Genomic DNA, 15,216 nt, shown 5'->3' with positions numbered 1-15,216 from the left:
GCAACAGTGAGCTTGTCCCTCGCTGTTGGTGGTTAAAGGTTCGGTTCACAAGGCTTAGGTTTACCTATGCCGTAACCTTGCACGTAATCAACCCCAATCTCTTCTAGCACCGCTTGGATCGCCTGGTTTTCTACAAATTCAGCCACGGTTTTCATATTCATCATATGGGCGATAGCGTTGATTGATTCAACAATGGCTCGGTCAGTAGGCTCACTCACAATGTTAACGATTAAGCTGCCATCAATTTTTAAGTAATCCACCGGTAGGCTTTTTAGGTAGGTAAATGACGAGGCGCCGCTACCAAAATCATCTAAGGCAAACTTTATACCTAAGGCTTTCATTTCGCGCATAAAATCAAGCGCACGAGAAAGTTGAGAAATGGCCACGGTCTCGGTTATTTCAAAACAAATATTTTTAGGGTTCACCGAAGAGTTTTTCACCAAGTTGATAACGCTACTCACAAATTCATCATTGCTTAAACTAATACCCGACAGGTTAATTGATACCACCGTGTCACCATCAGGAAAATACTGGTGATAGCGCTCAAATACCGTTTCAAGTACCCATTGATCAATGATAGTAATCACACTGTGTTTTTCTGCTGCGGGTATAAATAGACTCGGTGGAACGGTTTTACCTTGATCATCTCGATAACGTATCAAGATTTCGTAATGCTGCTTGTTATTACCGGTGTCGAGTGACGAAATCACTTGTTTCACTAAGTAAAATTGTTGTTGTTCAATAGCTTGAGCGACATTAGCGATATAACCCATTTGCTGTTCTTCATCAAAAAGGTCATCGTTGTCTAAGTTAGCAATATACACTCTTCCACGGCCTTCCTCTTTGGCTTTATAACAAGACAAATCGGCTTTACTTAATAGTTCGGTTTCATTCAGTGAGCCAGTAACCGGAACCATGCCAATACTAATGCCAACGTTAAACATGCGTTGATTCCAAACAAAGCGATAGTCTTTTACTTGAGCGATGATGTCTTCGCATAGTGCCTGAGCCTCAGCGAGGGATTTATTCACCAAAATTAAGCCAAATTCATCCCCTCCCAAGCGGCCAATAATATCTTGCTTGCTTATGCATTGGCTTATCACCGTTGCTACTTCAGCTAACATCGCATCGCCAATTAAGTGGCCAGCGGTGTCATTAACCAATTTAAAGCGGTCTAGATCTAGAAAGCACAGGTAGGCGTCTAAATGGGGATCTTGATGTTGCTGAACATAAGATTTGAGCTGCTCGTTAAAGCTGCTGCGATTTATTAAGCCAGTGAGAGAATCATAAGCCGCTTGGTAAGCGAGTTTTTTGGTAAGCAAGTGTTCTTCGGTTATTTCTTTACTGATCCCTCTATAGCCAAGATAGGTCTTATTTTTATCAAAAATAGGTTTACCGTTAAGTAAGAATATTTTGATGTCTTTACTGGGCATTTTGAGCTTAAAGACCAAGTTACTTAGTGGTTGTTGGTAAGCAATCGCCTTTTCATAGCTTAACCAGGGGAAATTCATGTTGGGGTTAGTTCGGCATAGTTCAGAGATCGTGTGACCCATTAGCCGCTGTTCTGGTATGCCAAACAGGGTTTGGGTATCGCCAGATACATAACTAAAACGTTGGCCAGGGTCTGTTTCCCAAAAAATATTGGCGCCTGCTTTAGCTAAGTCACGATAGCGAGATTCATTTTCTGCTAGCAAGTGGCGGGTAATACTGCCTCTGCGAATAACCTCCATCAACAAAATGATGATAAAGATAGAGGCGATAAAAGCCGACGCCACAATGCGAACCATTAACTTATATTTTTCGTAAAAGGTTTCTTCTTTATTGATGATTCTTGCGTCGCTTGGCAAAGACTCAAGCGAGTAGTTGTGTTCTCGTAGTTTTTCCCAGTTATATATCCACTGGCTTTTGGCAGTGGTTATCGGCGGAATATTGGCAAGCGCTTCGCCCGCTAATATTCGTTTAACTAAACCCGCGGCCCGAGTAGCATGCTGTCTGCCATCTAATTCATCAGCGCCCACCGCACCATATTCAAGGGTAGTAATAGCAATGGTATACACAGGATTATTGGTCCAAGTGACTAGTTGTTCGGTGCCTTGGTTCCAGCTTAATAGCGCATTATTGTTACGCGGGCTAGTGAGTTGTCCTATTAATAACACCGGAATATTGCTGTTGAAATGGCTAAAAGTATCGGGGATGTTGTCTTCTATCAATTCTTCAATAATGTGGATTTTCTTGGGCGCTTCGGGTTGTCCAATGACCATTTTCGCTTTAGCTAAATTGGCTAAACCAGTAGATGTTTGGTCAACTATCAGGATCAATTCATCAATGCCGGTTTGTTGTTTTATGCTGACAATAGTGCCGGCAATATCTCGGTTTTCAAAGACACCTGTCATATTAGGGGTATTTATCACCTCATCGCTGACTCGGTTAATGCCTAAATACACAATGGGCACAGCGTTAAAAAACTGTTCTCGATGTTCACGAATCAAATTAAACGCTGGGTCGTCAGAGATAACAATCACGTCTAAATTAGTATTTGCATATTTGGTGTTTAAGTAGTCTAAGAAGCTAAGTTTAAATGGACTTTTAGGGTAGCGTTTTGCATCCATATATTCATGGAATAAACGGGTATCCGCATCATCTTTGAACGCGTTATCGAGACCTTGCTTAAGGTAGCCAGTCCAAAAGTGTTCATTATGGTAAGAGTGGATAACCAAAATATTGTTAGCCTGAACAGAAAAGCTTAGGCCGCTTAATAGCGCTAAACCTAACAATACAATTTTGATGTTATAAAGGGGTGTTTGCAATGCGGCTCCCTGCCTATCAATGTGCTTTGGTGACTTAGCATATTGGCAATACGATGGTACTGACATATTGCGCTACCTAGATAGTATAGATGCTAGCACCATACTCTGATAAATCGAGTCGACCGGGTGACAAATATTAAGTTGAGGGGGTAGGGGCTTACACCACGAGTTTGCTTATGGAGTTCACTATCGCGGTGTTAAGCAAGAGAGCTAGGTATAAGCTAATGACTACATTAACGCTAAACAGTACTAGCTGCTTTTAAAGCTCTCCGTTAGGATACCTTTAGTTTATATATTCCAAGGATTAGGATGGCTGGTTTAAGTTTAATAGCCTTACTCGATGATATCGCCACAGTGTTAGATGATGTGGCGTTAATGACAAAGGTGGCAGCAAAAAAAACAGCAGGGGTATTAGGGGATGATTTAGCGCTAAATGCCCAACAAGTCTCAGGGGTTAAAGCTGATCGCGAATTACCCGTGGTGTGGGCGGTAGCTAAAGGCTCGCTGCTTAATAAGCTTATTTTGGTACCTACAGCGTTAGCCTTAAGCGTATTTTTACCGGTAGCTATTAGCATATTACTAATTGTTGGTGGTTTATTTTTGTGTTTTGAAGGCTTTGAAAAGGTGTTTCATGTGTTGTTTCCTCATGGAGACGAAGAGCAACAACATAAACAGCAAAGGCTAAAAGCCAATTCAGACGACTCTATAGATTTGGTTGCCTTTGAAAAAGCTAAAATAAAAGGTGCCGTTCGCACCGATTTTATCTTATCGGCTGAGATCATAGTTATCGCTATGGGCAGCATGGTAGGGGCTAATTTGTTAACTCAGGGTATCGCCGTTTCTGGTATTGCCTTATTAATGACCATTGGCGTTTATGGCTTGGTGGCTTGCATTGTAAAACTAGATGACGCCGGTTTGTATTTACTGCAACAGGCTGAAGACAATAACGGCAGTAAACTACAGAAATGGCTTGGCCAAGCTTTATTAGGTTTTGCCCCATTATTAATGAAGTTTTTAGTGGTAGTAGGCACCGCAGCAATGTTTCTGGTGGGAGGAGGAATTTTAAGCCATGGTATCCCCTTGTTTAGTATGTATGCTCATCATATTCAAGATTGGGCCGCTGGCTTAGGCGCTATCAGCCAAATAGTTGCACCACTTCTGTTTGATGCCTCAATAGGCATTGTGGCAGGTGGTGGCGTGATGCTGTTGATAAATGCTGCGAAGCGGGTATTTGGCAAAGTGATGTAACTCATTTTTGGACAAAAGTTTGTTAGGTCATTCGCTTATTTGAAGGCGTTTCAGATTAACGAAAGTATAGAAAAGTCAGGGGTAGCGTTCCGCATAACGGGCTTTGAAAGATTTGGCTATAATAACGAGCGCAGCGAGTGAAGCCAAACTTTTAAAGTCCATGCGTTTGTTATGTGTGCCACTCGGTAATTCGTTTCTTTGAATTTTGATCAAAGCCTGACCTAGCAGTATTAATGATGATATGATCACTTCCGTGACTGGATCGTAGTCCCCAGAGATGAGCAGACCTACACATTACCAATAGAATTTCACCTTTAAGCGCTTTGGGTATCAATGTATATCTTAGGTAGTTTTGTGCAGCCCAAGCACTGGGTAAGCAACTTGCTATTCTTTCTACGTTGTCCATGCTCTTTGAAGCATATGGAATAAGGTTTATTACTGCGAGCTGCTTACTTGCTAACTTTACGTCTCCACCAAACAGGCTATTTGCTCTTTGTGAAAACCATTGCCCCCAGCCATTTAGTTCATAAGGATAGGGTTGCTCCCCATCTAGTTGTCTCATAAGCGTTTCACGATTGAGATTGCATGCAACCGTATCTAAGGATGGGGCATCCACACTTGGGTTTGCATAACAGAGAATGATTTTTGCTGTTTTAAGTGGGCCGAAAAATGGCCCCGGAGGAAAACTGTAGTTTAGATCTGACTTGTGATAATGCTTTAACTCAGCAAGTACCGTTTTATCATCGGGGTGAATGTGTTTTTCGCCTGATTCGACTTCTTTCCAAAATTCAAAAATGCTCATTTAACTCACTTCAGGTCCAAGTGGCACATAACGCCGCAACACAAAGAGCAACCTACGTATTGGCGACGAGCCGGTTTATGTTTACCGGTGATCTTTCATTGCCTTGTTATGCGCTAGCCATTTAATTGCCAGCTTTTATTACCTTGACAGTCATGCTCTTTAATAAGCCGCTGTTCGATGTCATTTATATTCTCAGATTCCGAGATGTTGCAAAGGAAAGATAAAGTGATTCTATGGCCACAACGAGTAGCTTCAGCTAAGGCACGATGCACTTTTCTATAGCCTTCGGGATTTGACTTCCGATATGGTTGATTTTGTAGAAGGCGGCGAACATTTCTCTTGTAGTGCCTCTTTGGCCTTTTACTACCACCTTTGGCTTTGCCTAAATAGCAACCAGTAAGGGCACCATCTTCGCCATGGATTTCCCACATGTAGATTAGTGCCTTGCCTTCATTTACTTTATTGGTGAGAGTTTGAAATTCCATATATCGCATAACAGCTTCTTAAGAGGAAAAGTGCATTGTTTAAACAAGGAATTTTTCCTCTTGTCATTGAATTAAAAAAGATTATCACCTTTTCTAAGCTACATCAGCCGCCTAGCTCTAAAGTAACAAAAAAATCAGCATAAAAGGATGCGAGCCCTTGTGGAAAGGAGGAATTACAAATCACCTGTGTGTACTCCTAAGAGATTTGCCCACAAAATATGGGTGCATAGGTTTATTAGGAGTAGACCAGAGGGAATTGTAACACGTAACGGTGCAAAAATGAGCCAGCAAATTATTTCTGGCCCTATAAACAGGCACTTGAACAAGCAGCCTAACTATAGATTGTTGCTTTTGTTAGCGCTCAAATTCAGTGTGCTAACTGTTACCCTAAAGGCAGCCTTACACAAAACTCAACGCCACTGTTATCGGTAAAGTTTCGCGCGCTTATTGTGCCACCATGAAACTCGGCAATTAACCGTGCTATGTACAGGCCCAACCCTAAGTGTGGTTTTTGTTGGGCTTGTTGGCTACGAATAGACACCATCGACTCAAATATTTGTTCAACCATGTTATCAGGCAGGGTGGGACCATGGTTGCTAATCAGCAATACGGCATCTTTGTTGTCTTGTTGAAAACTCACGGTAATAGGTTTGTCTGGCAAGCTGAATTCCATGGCGTTGGCCACTAACTTGTCCATTAGTTGGGCGATATACTCGGGTACGCCAACAATATTGAGTGTATTAGGGCTTATGTTGCAATCAAAGGCTTGTTCTGGGTAAGTATATTGGTAACCCTGCATACAACCAGACACCACTTTAGACAACGGAAAGGTGCTGGTTTCGGCCTGCGACAGGCTTTGTTCTAGCCGTGTTGCTTCACTCATGTTGTTGAGGATCATGTTTAAACGGTTCACCCCTTCTTGGGCTCTATCTACGTATTTTTGGGTATCTTGATCAAGCGTTTGCAGGTTTAAGTGCTCCAGAGAAGATCGCACTACAGCAACAGGTGTGCGCAATTCATGAGATAAGCGCGAAGACATATTTTCTAAATAGTGGGTGTATTGGCTTAAACGGCTAACTATGCTGGCAAAGCTACGAGACAAATCGCCAATCTCGTCACGGTCTTTTGAATCGGGTAAGGTAGCAGTTACTCGCCCTTGGCTATCAATGGCTTTTTCTGCTTGGTCGCGTAATTTACGGATACGGCTAGAAATGCTTGAGGCAAACAAAAATAGCGATAAAGTACCCACGCCCATCACCAACAAAATAATGTTAAATAGGCGCTCTAAAGCGCGGTTACGCAAGGTGCGAATGCCGTTGGTGGTTTCTTCGGCCACCACCACGCCCATGACTTTATCGTCTATCCATATGGGGCTGGCAGCGGCTAATACCACTGCTCGACCATCGGGGGTTAAACGCCAAGTAGAGCCGGGTTTTCCGCTAAGGGCTTGTTGAATATGGCTACCTTCTAGTTGGGTAGAGTCTTGCAAAGAATCAACAAAATCTTGCGGCGGCTTGGTGAGTATTTTGTAGTACAAGGGGTGCAGGTATTGTTTGGTAAATTGGCTCCACCAAGAGTCGCTGTTTTCAGGGCTTAAACTACGCGCCCAAATGCTTTTAGTACTGCGAATATCCCCAGATTTAGCCAATACCCGCCCATGTTTATCCACCACCCAAATGCGCGAGCTATTGTGGCTCATGCCTTTAATGATGCTTTCTATCTCAGGGGAGGGCACCAACACCGTACCCAAGTTATCTACGGTATCGAGTGCTGATGTGCCAACTACCGACACCAACTCACGTTTAGGCGTACGGTTAATATCGTAGATAGAAAAGCCCAGCTTACTGCCTACCATAGACAAAGGGATCCGCAGTTCAATATTGTAGCCCTTAGGCGTTTTTAACCATTGGCCTTGAATTTTTACCTCAGGTTTTACTGGGGTATTTAGGCTTGGGTCTAACGGTAATTCAAAGGCGTTAATCCAGCCATCTTCGGTGGTGGCTACAATGTAGCGCCTAAACTCGCCGTCGGGTGCGAGTGTGGCTATGGCTAAATGGTCATTGTTATCAACACGCAGGGTATTTTTACCGCGATAAACAACATCTTGGTCGGTGACTTCAAAGTAGGCATATAAATAACGGCCAAATTTACCCACCATGTGGGTAAATTCGCTAGTAATAGGGGTATCGGGATCGGCTTGATAAATGACATGGTCTTCGCCATAGCGCAGCATGCGGTGTTGGTAATCTTGCCAGTCGTTTAGTTTTCCGTCTAGTTGTATTGGCCCAGAAAGCGGGTAGGCGTATAAATCTCGGCCTTTTTGTACTTGGCTTAAAAAGCTGGCTTGGCTATTAAACAGTTTGGGGCGCTCGTGCAGGGCGGTAGCGAGGGCCTGAGTGGTGCCTTCTAAGGTTTTTTCTTGGCCTAGGCGTAGGTATTTTTCCATTTCCCATACGTACTGGTAACCCAGCCACGGTAAACACAGTAGAAATAGTGACAAAATGGTGACTTTAGCACGAAGGCCTATAGGCAATACCGGTAGCATTAGGCAACACTGTCCCAGCGATAACCCATTCCATACACGGTGTCTATACACTCAAAGTTTGGGTCAACCACTAAGAACTTTTTACGAATGCGCTTTACGTGCGAAGTAATGGTGCTGTCATCAACAAAAATCTTGGCTTCGGTCATTAGTTCTTGGCGGCTGCGCACATGACCTGGGCGTTTTGCTAACGCATGCACCATCCAAAATTCGGTCACTGTAAGCTCAATGGTTTGTTGATTCCACAATACTTGCATGCGATTTCCGTCAATCGCTAAAGGGCCACGCTCTAGCAGGTTATCTTCTAACTGCGCAGCACCTAATAATTCCGAGCGGCGAAATAAGGCGGCGATGCGAGCCACCAAATGCGGAAAACTAATATCTTTGGTGAGGTAGTCATCGGCCCCTAAACGTAAACCACATACGGTGTCAAAATCACTGTCACGCGCGGTAAGGAAAATAATCGGCAAGCTGCTCGACATGGCGCGCAGCGATTGGCACAACGAAAAGCCGCCGTCGATTTCATCTTCTAGGCCAATATCAATAATAGCCAAATCAGGCAAACGGGTGGTAAAGGCGGCCAATGCACTAGGGCGATTGGCATAAGCTTGCACGCTATAGCCTTGTTGCTGTAATACGTCTTTGTAGTTTTCGCGGATGGCCGCTTCATCTTCTACGATAGCAATTCGTTTCATGGTTTTTACTAAGTTATAAGCTGCTGACTTGCATAGACTATACATGATTTTCTCAGCACTTTGGTGGGCTGAGGCAAATTGCCATTTTGTTGCCACAATTGATAAGCGAACTGCCACTTTTAACGCCCCTCAGTGCCATTTCAGTCCTGTTTAATGAAGTCATCGAAAGGCTTGGCGCATCCAAGCCAATCTAATCAACTCACTGATTAACCATACTGAAAAGGAAACATTCCATGAAAAAGCATCTAATTGCCTTAGCCGTTATCAGCACCCTTAGCTTATCTAATGCCACCATCGCTAGCGAAAGTTCAGATCAAACCATCAGCCGCAACGGCAAAACAGAAATGATTGGTTTTGGCTCTGGCGCGGCGATCGGTGCTTTGGTTGGCGGCCCCGTTGGCGCGTTTATTGGTGGGTTTACCGGGGTGTGGATTGGTAAATCGGTCGCCGACGAGCAAGAGCTTGGTGCTCAACAATTGCAGTTGAGTCAGCAGCAAGATGAGATACAAGTACTGGCTCAACGTAGCGAACAACTTGAGTCTCTTACTCAGCAGCACGTGCGGCTCAACTCACAGTTAGAGCAATTGAAAGAGGCTCAGCAGCAAAAACTAGAAGAGTTAGCCATTGGTCTAAACGTACAGTTTAAAACCGGCTCATCGCTAATAGAACCTCACTTTAAACAGCAATTAGATGACGTCGTATACGCAATGTCGCTATCGCCAGACTTACAGCTCAATTTAACCGGCTATGCCGATCGCCAAGGAGACTCAAGTTACAACCAAGCATTATCTGAGCAGCGTTTAGCGGAAGTGAGAAGCTATTTGATCAACCAAGGTATCGCAGAGTCTCGACTTAATTCGCAAGCCTTTGGTGATAGTGCGCCATTAAGCGCTGAAGCTAACTTAGAAAATAACTTTTTTGACCGCCGAGTCACCTTAAAACTGATGTCTGAGCGCGGCATGTTAGCAGCCCAATAATCACTATTGCTAAGGGAGGTAGCCTAATGAAAATTGATGTAGTACGTACAGCCACTCATTTCTGCCATAGCGTTTCGGTTGGTGGTGCCATCATTGTGTTATGGGCGGCTTTTATGTCGCCCAGCCAAGCTGCAGAGCAAGGTGACAAACAAGCCGCAGAACGGGATGAAATACGCCAAGGCAGCTTAGTGTTTATTGACGCAAATGGCCAACGCCAACAGCGTTTACCCCTGCATACTGACGTTGAAATGACAGTATCAGGATTAACCAACCGAGTGACGCTAAGCCAAACCTTTGTTAACCAAAGCCAAGATTGGGTAAATGGCACTTATATGTTTCCTTTGCCTAATCAAGCTGCGGTTGATCAAATGCAGCTTATTATTGGTGAGCGCGAAATAGAAGGCCAAATTCAAGAGAAACAACAAGCTAAACGCACCTTTGACACGGCTAAGAGAGAAGGTAAGCGAGCAAGTTTAGTTGAGCAATTGCGACCTAATATTTTCACTACAGCGGTAGCCAACCTTGGCCCTAATGAAACGCTGAAAGTCACCATTAGTTATCAGCAACAAGTGGCATACCAGGATGGGGAGTTTAGTTTGCGTTTTCCTATGGTAGTTAATCCGCGTTATACACCGCAAATATTTAGAGACCAAATGGCAAATAGTTTGACTGATGAGCAAGGCAACAGTTTGTCGCTTGCTTCGTTGATGGAGCAGTCATATCAGCCATCGCCTAGCAGTCGTTATGATGATGTTGTGCAACTAATGCAGCATAGCTTTCGCCAATATGCACAAGCTGAGCAACAAACACCTCCGTTAAAGGCAAATATACACATTTCCCTAAATAGCGGCTTTGAGTTAGACACCTTGCAAAGTGAATATCATCCTATTGCTAAGACAGTACGCGATGATGGCAGCATCGATATTCGCTTATTAAACACTGATGCTAATCGTGACTTTGTATTGAAATGGCGACCTATTATTGGTTCGCGACCCGAGGCCGCGGTGTACAGTCAGCATGGGCTTACTCATCAACCCCGTGGTCAGTTAAACAAAGACGATTACGCGCTGCTAATGCTTATGCCTCCGCAAGGCGATAAGGCCGATCTACTTAATGTGCCGCGTGAGCTAGTGTTGGTGATAGATACCTCTGGATCTATGTCGGGTGAGTCAATGATTCAAGCCAGAGAGGCGTTGCATGAGGCCTTACGCGGCTTAGACAGTAACGATTATTTCAATATTATTGAGTTTAATTCGAACTACCGCCGCTTTCTGGCTAAATCCGTTGTGGCTAATAGTCACAATTTGTACCAAGCCAAAGCATTTATTAACGGCTTACGCGCTGATGGCGGCACCGAAATGTTTGGCGCATTACAGGTAGCACTAAGCGATGCCAAGCAGAATGAGCAATCACAGAAACGGTTACGCCAAGTGATCTTTATTACCGATGGCTCGGTGAGTAATGAAGCCGCGTTGTTTGAGCTCATCAATAACCAACTGGGTGATAGCCGCTTATTTACCATTGGGATCGGTTCAGCACCCAATTCCCACTTTATGCAACGCGCCGCCGAGCTAGGTAAGGGCACGTTCACCTATATTGGTAAGCAGAGTGAAGTTAAACACAAAGTCACTAGCTTGTTTGAGAAAATCGCGCACCCGGTAGTGAGTGACGTTCAACTTGCCTTTAGCGACGGTACCGTGCCTGAATACTGGCCTGCCAATATCCCTGATGTGTATCGCGGCCAACCTTTGATGGTGAGCATTAAATTCGCGAGTGGCTCGCAGCAACAATTGGTGATTAGCGGCAATATTGGAGAGCAATTCTGGCAGCGTAATGTCAATCTGCAAAGTGCTAATTATCCAGCTAGTCAACAAGTCGCAGGCTTAGATTTATTGTGGGCGCGTCAACAGATCGCCGCCTTAGAGTTAAATAAAAACGCTGCCAATAAGCCGCGAGTAGACAAGCAAGTATTAGCGCTGGCACTTAAATATCATTTAGTTAGCTCGCAAACAAGTTTGGTGGCCGTAGACTTAAGCCCTGCTAAACCTCAGGGGATAACTGCGCTAGACAAACAGCTTGATGGGGGCATGCCTAAAGGTTGGCAAGCGGGTGGCGTATTACCCCAAACGTCTACCTCTAGCCGATTAACCATGCTAGTTGGATTGCTGCTGTTAATGGTGGCACTTGGATTGATTTATCAACAAGGTAGGGCTGGCGCAAATCCACCGTTGCAGCAGCGTTGACCCGCTAATGGCTCAATGCGTTGATGCGGGCACCAAGCTAGGCCCGCATTAGCCAGCCCCTACAGCCCCTACCTTTTCACCTCAGATACCATTGCCTAACTGTAAGGATTTGATATGAGCATCAGCTTTTTGGCAAAACACCCTGTGCCTTGCGCGTTGTTTCTACTTGGCTTGTTAGTGTTAAGCCATGGCGCATACATTCAAGCAAAGGCCTATTTAGCACAATTTTTAATTGCTCAAGCTTGGCAGCAAACCTTAGATGACCAACAACCCCATAAACCTTGGCAATGGGCCGATACTTACCCCGTCGCCAAGCTTAGTTTTGTGACAAAACAAGAAAGTATCGGTTTCAAACACCAAGTAGACTCTGTGTTTGTATTAGCGGGGGCGTCGGGGCGCACCTTGGCTTTTGGCCCTGGCTTAGTATTGAGCGGGGCAAACATAGGTGAGGTCGGCAACACCGTGATAGCGGGTCATCGCGATACCCACTTCGCTAACTTAGCCGCCATAAATAAAGGCGATCTACTGCAAGTTGAAGACAATAATGGTGGCGTATTACTGTATCAAGTGGTGAATACTCAAGTTGCTCATCAAAGCGATACGCATTTTATGGCGCCTAGCGACGATAACCGCTTAACCCTGATTACCTGTTATCCCTTTAATCAGCTCAGTGGCGGGGCAGAGCAACGCTACATTGTAGAGGCGCTATTGGTCAAGCAGCCCACAGCTATTTAGTTTTGTAGCTAATCAGACCTTACTTAGCGTTTAATTCATTTTGATGATTTACGGGTGATACTTTTTAAAGTATCACGCTTTAAATTAAAGCTAATTATTGGCGTGCTAGGTAGAAAATTAAAGCATGTAACGGTGGCGCAGCCCAAAGATTGTATCACCAGCTTTTCTTACTCCTCGTGTGGCAGACTTGGTGAAGTAATGTTGGATATCTGGCGCGATACTTAATCGATTCGTCACTTTAAAGTCATAGTACAACTCAATCGATTTTTCGTTTCCATAGTCTCGACGAATACGGTCGATAGGCTCTACTTCAGCGTAACCAATTCCCAATACATCTTGGTTATTTATTAAATCATTGATGACAATTCCTGCTACTGCAACCGCTTTTGTTTTAGCAGCATAACGTTGATATGAGCGATTGTAACGGGCGAATAATCCGACATTTCCAATGCCTTGGCTCATGCTAATTGATATGGTTTGGCCAGCTCTGTTCGCATCTATTTCGTTTGGTGACGTAATTGTGCTGGTGGTATCGTCTATATCAGCTAGGCTGATTTTAAATTCACCACTGCCAAAGCTGAACTGAGGGGTGAAGCCAAACTCTAAATGACCTACCATTTTACCGTCGGTAAAACTACCAAAATCAATGTCTTTGCCATTGGGTTTAGCATCGTTAAAACCAGCCTGGGCATAGGCCCAGTTGTTTTGAATGGATACGGTTGCTCCTAAGGCGCGCTGCCCACTTGTCCAACTTAAACCTTGATGTGAGAAAGCAGATGCCATAAATGTACTACGGTCATCACTTAAGTATTTATTAGTTGCCCATAATCGGGTGGTATATAAGTGGCCTAATCGATAAGTAAGGTGCTTATCGAGTAATTGGTGTTCCCACCAAAATCCGTTGATGGCGGTAATGTTTTGATCAGGGCCGGTCATCCCTCCATTTGGCTGACTAGGTCCTAACCCTACATCGTCGGCAAATTTACGGGTGTAGCTATTGTTCAGCATATTCACCATTACACCTGCAAATATTAGTTTTCCATAGCCATCTTCACTTTCCCAAAAACGCTTTTGAATGATTAAGTCAGTTTCGTTGTCGAGGTAGTTGTTCCCATAGCCATCTGTTTGAGCTATAGGGGCAGCTTGAATCTGGTAGTCTAAACCATAGTTTACCGATAAGTTTTTTTTCATCTCTTGGTAATTGCTTAATTCATCAACCCCTTGGTAAAGAGGTTGATGATTGTATGGTGAAACATCTTTTGATAGGTCGTCGAATTGTTGAGCTTGTGCCGAAGCGGCAAATGCCAGCAAAGTGAAGTGTAGGAATGGAAAATAACAACGCATATCAAGTCTCAATAAGCAATAAATGTGGACTTATTGTTTATTTAAACTTGCCTTTTGGGCAGTAAATTACTGTTTACTGATTATAAATCAGAACCTTAGTAAATTAATTTAAGGCTGGTGTTACCTAAAGTTACTTTTGTTCGGCGAGTTTTGTTATCTAGTTAATTCTATGCACGCTATCCAATGAGTTTATTTATGTGGCATTGGGTATATTAATTACTTGCCCTTTTGGTATATCCCCCTCAGCCTGTGTTGAAAGTGATTGCTACTTGCACGGTTTGCTAACTAAAAACCGGAAAACTCTCTTCAAATTTTGAATATTTGAGACACAAGGTAAAAAATTGTGGGGGGAAAGCTGCAGGCGTGCCAGACTTCATCTATAACATTGCTTTGGCCAGCAGAGTTTTCTGCTGGCCCTGTTGTTAGGTAATGACTTACTTCATCGTTGCGATAAATTTGTCAGACTCTGCAATTGCTTTGCTCATTTGCTGAATAACATCGGCCACTTCTTGTTCTAAACGAGTAAACTCTTTACCCACTGCGCCAATTGCCCGAGCATTGAGGTTATGTTTTAAGTACAGTTGATTGTCGTTTAAACGGCTTAGTACTGGCTGCATTTGGGCTTCCGCTCGGCGCATGGCTTTAAGCATCGCTGCATAACGCTTACGTGTGTCGTTCAGTTGTTGTTTACTCTCGGCTTTTAGGCTGGTGGACTGGTATTGTTCTAGCTCTTCTTGCCATTCATCAAATAGGGCCTCAGCGACACTGTCTACTTCGTCAATTCGTTCGCTTACGGTTTCGGCAGCCGCTTTAGAGTCTTGGTATTGCTCGTTGACATCATCGTAGACAGCTTCCAAATCACCACCATCAAATTGGGTGAGGCTTTTAAGTTGCTCTAGCGCCGATGTGAACTGTTGCTGCGCATCCTGTTGGCTTTCTTGCGCTTCTTCGACCCGATCTACCAATATTTCACGTTTGTGATAACCCACTTTTTCCATGGCTGAATAATATGTCGACTCACAGCCAAATAAAAAAACGACCAAAACGAGAGATGTGAATATTTTCATTAGCTGCCTCCTGGCTTAAAGCGCGCCGCATCGACAATGGCCCAAATATGAACGATCACCGCAATAATAACAGGTACGATCAACCACCAAGCTAGGTAACCGCCACCGGTAATAACAAAAAATAGAAGGGCAGGCAAAAAACGCCCTTGTACTAACTGGCCAAGACCTGGAATAAAAAAGCTACATATAGCGGCAAGTACATTGCCAGTTGAACCTTGCTCGGACACGCTTCATCCTTGGGTATTTAGTGAGTAATTATCGGTATGTTGCC

At 44.0% G+C, this 15,216-nt stretch carries 12 protein-coding genes; 4 read left to right on the top strand and 8 right to left on the bottom strand.

The genetic code is table 11. The features are described 5' to 3' along the window. Positions 1–32 precede the first annotated feature (32 nt). Positions 33–2,873 (bottom strand): EAL domain-containing protein, encoded by a 2,841-nt coding sequence (locus M0C34_RS11835; RefSeq protein ID WP_248711891.1) that lies wholly within the window; start codon positions 2,871–2,873, stop codon positions 33–35. Positions 2,874–3,116: 243 nt separating this feature from the next. Between M0C34_RS11835 and M0C34_RS11830 the strand changes: the two genes are divergently transcribed. Continuing rightward, on the top strand, positions 3,117–4,055 hold the full coding sequence (locus M0C34_RS11830; RefSeq protein ID WP_248711890.1) for a DUF808 domain-containing protein: 939 nt from the start codon (positions 3,117–3,119) through the stop codon (positions 4,053–4,055). Between the two features lie 169 nt (positions 4,056–4,224). Here the strand turns inward: M0C34_RS11830 and M0C34_RS11825 are convergent, their stop codons facing one another. From M0C34_RS11825 to pdsR, 4 genes are all read right to left on the bottom strand, one after another. After that, positions 4,225–4,857 carry a hypothetical protein gene (locus tag M0C34_RS11825; protein ID WP_248711889.1) on the bottom strand — a complete coding sequence of 211 codons (633 nt, stop codon included), beginning with the start codon at positions 4,855–4,857 and terminating at the stop codon, positions 4,225–4,227. Positions 4,858–4,970: 113 nt separating this feature from the next. Next, complete coding sequence (locus tag M0C34_RS11820; protein ID WP_248711888.1) at positions 4,971–5,351, bottom strand: hypothetical protein; 381 nt, start codon at positions 5,349–5,351, stop codon at positions 4,971–4,973. 373 nt (positions 5,352–5,724) lie between these two features. Continuing rightward, positions 5,725–7,887 (bottom strand): proteobacterial dedicated sortase system histidine kinase, encoded by a 2,163-nt coding sequence (gene pdsS, locus M0C34_RS11815; RefSeq protein WP_248711887.1) that lies wholly within the window; start codon positions 7,885–7,887, stop codon positions 5,725–5,727. Continuing rightward, positions 7,887–8,579: a proteobacterial dedicated sortase system response regulator gene (gene pdsR / locus M0C34_RS11810; RefSeq protein ID WP_248711886.1), complete on the bottom strand. Its 693-nt coding sequence runs from the start codon at positions 8,577–8,579 to the stop codon at positions 7,887–7,889. Before pdsR ends, pdsS begins: the two co-directional genes overlap by 1 nt. A gap of 233 nt (positions 8,580–8,812) precedes the next feature. On the opposite strand from pdsR, the gene pdsO reads away from it, so the two are divergent. The 3 genes from pdsO to M0C34_RS11795 all read left to right on the top strand — a co-directional run bounded on the left by pdsO (position 8,813) and on the right by M0C34_RS11795 (position 12,534). Beyond that, a complete protein-coding gene (gene pdsO, locus M0C34_RS11805) occupies positions 8,813–9,556 on the top strand; it encodes a sortase-associated OmpA-like protein PdsO (protein WP_248711885.1) in 744 nt (247 codons plus the stop codon). 26 nt (positions 9,557–9,582) lie between these two features. Continuing rightward, entirely contained in the window at positions 9,583–11,799 is a 2,217-nt protein-coding gene (locus tag M0C34_RS11800; RefSeq protein WP_248711884.1) for a marine proteobacterial sortase target protein, read from the top strand. Between the two features lie 114 nt (positions 11,800–11,913). Then, positions 11,914–12,534, top strand: a complete 621-nt coding sequence (locus M0C34_RS11795) for a class GN sortase (RefSeq protein ID WP_248711883.1) — start codon at positions 11,914–11,916, stop codon at positions 12,532–12,534. Between the two features lie 117 nt (positions 12,535–12,651). Here the strand turns inward: M0C34_RS11795 and M0C34_RS11790 are convergent, their stop codons facing one another. The 3 genes from M0C34_RS11790 to M0C34_RS11780 form a co-directional block, all read right to left on the bottom strand. Beyond that, complete coding sequence (locus M0C34_RS11790; protein ID WP_248711882.1) at positions 12,652–13,878, bottom strand: carbohydrate porin; 1,227 nt, start codon at positions 13,876–13,878, stop codon at positions 12,652–12,654. Between the two features lie 434 nt (positions 13,879–14,312). Beyond that, the gene (locus M0C34_RS11785) at positions 14,313–14,945 is read right to left on the bottom strand and encodes a DUF2959 domain-containing protein (protein WP_248711881.1); all 633 of its coding nucleotides are present in this window, start codon (positions 14,943–14,945) and stop codon (positions 14,313–14,315) included. Continuing rightward, complete coding sequence (locus tag M0C34_RS11780) at positions 14,945–15,172, bottom strand: hypothetical protein (RefSeq protein ID WP_248711880.1); 228 nt, start codon at positions 15,170–15,172, stop codon at positions 14,945–14,947. The genes M0C34_RS11785 and M0C34_RS11780 overlap by 1 nt, the downstream gene beginning before the upstream one ends. Positions 15,173–15,216: the final 44 nt, after the last annotated feature.

It is taken from the genome of Agarivorans sp. TSD2052 (assembly GCF_023238625.1).
Lineage (GTDB): Bacteria > Pseudomonadota > Gammaproteobacteria > Enterobacterales > Celerinatantimonadaceae > Agarivorans.
This window is presented reverse-complemented; position numbering and strand designations above follow the sequence as displayed.

Coding starts and splice junctions, on each gene's coding strand:
- M0C34_RS11835 (WP_248711891.1), bottom strand. CDS start 2,873: ATGTCAGTACCATCGTATTGCCAATATGCTAAGTCACCAAAGCACATT.
- M0C34_RS11830 (WP_248711890.1), top strand. CDS start 3,117: ATGGCTGGTTTAAGTTTAATAGCCTTACTCGATGATATCGCCACAGTG.
- M0C34_RS11825 (WP_248711889.1), bottom strand. CDS start 4,857: ATGAGCATTTTTGAATTTTGGAAAGAAGTCGAATCAGGCGAAAAACAC.
- M0C34_RS11820 (WP_248711888.1), bottom strand. CDS start 5,351: ATGCGATATATGGAATTTCAAACTCTCACCAATAAAGTAAATGAAGGC.
- pdsS (WP_248711887.1), bottom strand. CDS start 7,887: ATGCTACCGGTATTGCCTATAGGCCTTCGTGCTAAAGTCACCATTTTG.
- pdsR (WP_248711886.1), bottom strand. CDS start 8,579: ATGAAACGAATTGCTATCGTAGAAGATGAAGCGGCCATCCGCGAAAAC.
- pdsO (WP_248711885.1), top strand. CDS start 8,813: ATGAAAAAGCATCTAATTGCCTTAGCCGTTATCAGCACCCTTAGCTTA.
- M0C34_RS11800 (WP_248711884.1), top strand. CDS start 9,583: ATGAAAATTGATGTAGTACGTACAGCCACTCATTTCTGCCATAGCGTT.
- M0C34_RS11795 (WP_248711883.1), top strand. CDS start 11,914: ATGAGCATCAGCTTTTTGGCAAAACACCCTGTGCCTTGCGCGTTGTTT.
- M0C34_RS11790 (WP_248711882.1), bottom strand. CDS start 13,878: ATGCGTTGTTATTTTCCATTCCTACACTTCACTTTGCTGGCATTTGCC.
- M0C34_RS11785 (WP_248711881.1), bottom strand. CDS start 14,945: ATGAAAATATTCACATCTCTCGTTTTGGTCGTTTTTTTATTTGGCTGT.